Source organism: Shewanella sp. MM_2022_3, assembly GCF_022557375.1.
Classification (GTDB): domain Bacteria; phylum Pseudomonadota; class Gammaproteobacteria; order Enterobacterales; family Shewanellaceae; genus Shewanella; species Shewanella xiamenensis.
This window is the reverse complement of the sequence record NZ_JAKZGV010000096.1, coordinates 1-3097: the sequence shown is the minus strand read 5'-3', so window position 1 is coordinate 3097 and position 3097 is coordinate 1. Positions and strand designations below refer to the sequence as shown.

Below are 3097 nucleotides of genomic sequence, written 5' to 3'. Positions count from 1 at the left end.
TAAAAAAGAAATATTAATATCTGGTACTGCTGGTGATGAATTTTCTGCTGATAAAAGAATTTATTTATGGAAGTATAATGTTGATAATAATGGAGTGGATTATATTAGCTCCGCCAGTTTTGGTATAGCATCAGATCTCGTTGGTTATATTAATGTGGAACCTATAGGTGAATATAATAAAAACTATTACGCCTTATCTGAGTCAAATTATGACGGAGCTAGAAAATTAGTTAGATTTACTCTTGAAGGTAATGAGTTATCATTGTCTCAAGAAGTAGAATTTTCATCTAGTTCAGGTCAGTACGGTTCATATGTAGAACAGGTTGAATTTGTAAATAAAGATACCATTATTGCTTTACACCCTAATTATGATGATACTCATACAGGAAAAACCAGTTACGATTATAGTGTTTGTAAGTTAAGTATAAATGGTGTGATAGATTCTTGCGAACGTAAAAAAATCTTAGCTGATAAATCGCTCATATCAAATAGTACCTACAAGCTATATCGATTAGAGGGGCGTGATGATGTCATCTTCTCTCCAGAAAGGGTGGGGATTAATGAAACGAAGGTAGAGCCTAAGTTATATGTTTTGAAATGGCAGTCTGATATTAATGACTTTGTGGTTTTTCAAGAAATAGTTATCCCAGAAAGAGTTGATTCATCTAGATTTAGTGGTGTTGAAGCTATATATACAATTAATGATGGGAAAGAACTTATTGTGGGTAGTGATATGTTGTTGAATTATAAATACTCATCAGAAGATAATAAGTTTTTTCTATCTAAAATGAAGAATAGTGTTAGTTATCCCAAAGAGGCTATTTATTTAAAGAGTGAAAATTATTTTATTGAACGCTCTGGAAGACATTCTTATGTGTTTGATGATGAAGAAAAGTATTTTTATAAGTCTTCCCAGGTGTATGCTATTGCAGATGGTTGGTTTCAGCTCACTGATGACAAGAAAGGTTTTTTCGTTAACTTAATGTCACCTAATATTACAACGTTTACCCTCTCTAACCCTAATCCTCTTATATATAAAGGTGGTTTACCTAAAGGCTCTATTCCAGCTGTTCAAGATGTTCCTTTGGCGATAAATATTAAGAAGCATTTTCTAAATGGAAACAACCTTGTGGTTACCGGTTTTCAAACTGAATATATACATGAAAGATTGATTTGGGATGGTGAATATATTCGTGGGACTTTTACTAATGAAGATATGTTTGCCTCAAAAAATTTAATTGATCCAACACCAGCCAGTCCCATTCAAGTGAGAGTGAATATTCCTCCATTATCTACAGAGATCTTTTATATTACACCGACTAACGTTAACGATGCTCCTATGTTAACTGCGGAGATTGGTATTGAGTATCTTGAAAAGGATCAAGAGTATTATGGTATGCTTTCAGAAATTGTTGCTGATCCTGATCGTGAGGCTGTGACTTATACATATAAGAATGTACCGAGTGGATTAATAGCAAGTGAGGATGGAATATTCCACGGTGCAGTTAAGACTAAAGGTCAATATTTAATGACGGTCACCGCAACTGATCCGTTGGGCGCACAATTGATATTTGATGTGACATTTATCGTTAATGATACTGGTGAACCTGAAAAATCATCCGAAGGCGGTGGTGGGACTATGGATTTCACATTGTTGATGCTATTGATTACGTTGTTTTTTAGGCGTTTAAAGCATAATTAAATACTTAACAATTGAAGTTAATGCTTTGTGACTTGATGAATTATGGGGTGATTACGGCCTAGCGGCCGAGATATATCAAGGTCGTGGGGCTTCCCCCCTGATTTTTAAACAAAAGTCGACCAAGGAGGACTGCTCGTCCTATCCTCCTTGCCTATTGTTTTCACATCAGCCAAGACGTCCCAACGGAGTTGAAAGCCCCTTGGGCATTAAGCGTTCTTATGCTATCGCGTCAGACGCTCGTCCCTGATTCGACTGACGCTATCTCGGCATCTGATAGGCAGGATGCCTGAATGTCGTGAAGTGCATGGTCAATGATGTTCCATACATCATACTGACATTTTGCATTTCCCTATGGATCAGATGCACGAGAACGACCATGCCTCGCTCACGCAACGAACGCAAATGCCCGGCGGCAATTCCGAGGGGATGGTGTACTCCTTAGGCTCAGGTGTTATAGGTCGATTGCTAAAGCATAAAAATGTATCAGTACTATCTTTTGATGAATGTTAATTAAACCTGGTTGATGTTCTTGTTTTATCTTGGGTGGCCTATTTTTATCTTCGATTTGATTTTTCTATTATCTAACAGATTCATTTGGGGAATTTCATGACTACTGTGATGTATCAAATTCAGAATATTGATAATTTAATTTGTAGGAATATATCATCTTATGAAAATAATCGAGATTTGTTATCTCAAAATTTATTGTCACAGCTCAGAAATCTTATCGAAGGAGTTAGTGTTCTATTTCATCAAGGTTCACTTTCTGCAGAATTTCAATATCCAGCAATAGATCCAGCAATCAAGTTTGTAAAGAGTAAGTCAGAACTAAATTTTATAGGTAGATTTCATAAGTTATTGCAAATTAGTGCGTCACACTACACATTGGATGGTGATAATTCAGAAAGGCTCATGCTCAAGTATTATGAATATCTTTACAGAATAAAATCATTGATGTACAAAAAATATAATTTTATTATACTTAATAATCTTGAGCTGTTTCCTGTAGATTTAGACCCTTCGTTAACCGCTTATCATGAAATGATAGCAGGAAAAGTTAAAGGTGCTTATCAAAGGGATTCAAATAATGTTTCAATTGGTAGATATTATATACATAAAATAAAACCTTTTTTCTTAGGTGGCGAAGTTTATTATGAAGTGATTTTCTTAAGGGCTGTTAATAAGGTAAATAAGTTTGATAGGTTAATTGCATTTACTAATATTGATATGACTGAGAAATATGCAGCCATGTTAACTCTGCAACGTGAGACTATTAACGTGCTTGGTAATAATATGCCAATCACAATAATTAGAGGGTGGGAGGTTTCAATTAGACCTTGTGAGTTCAATAATTATGGTTATCTAATTGGTCGTGAACTGAAAGTCAGGTCAAAT

1 protein-coding gene and 1 pseudogene are annotated in these 3097 nt (G+C 35.1%); both read left to right on the top strand.

Features of this window, described 5'->3' with window-relative positions; genetic code table 11:
- Window positions 1-1702 (top strand): putative Ig domain-containing protein (locus MMG82_RS21165; protein ID WP_241407393.1); only part of this gene is annotated, 1702 nt, incomplete at its 5' end.
- A gap of 606 nt (window positions 1703-2308) precedes the next feature.
- Window positions 2309-3097 (top strand): annotated as a pseudogene (locus MMG82_RS21160) (helicase); the annotation flags it as partial.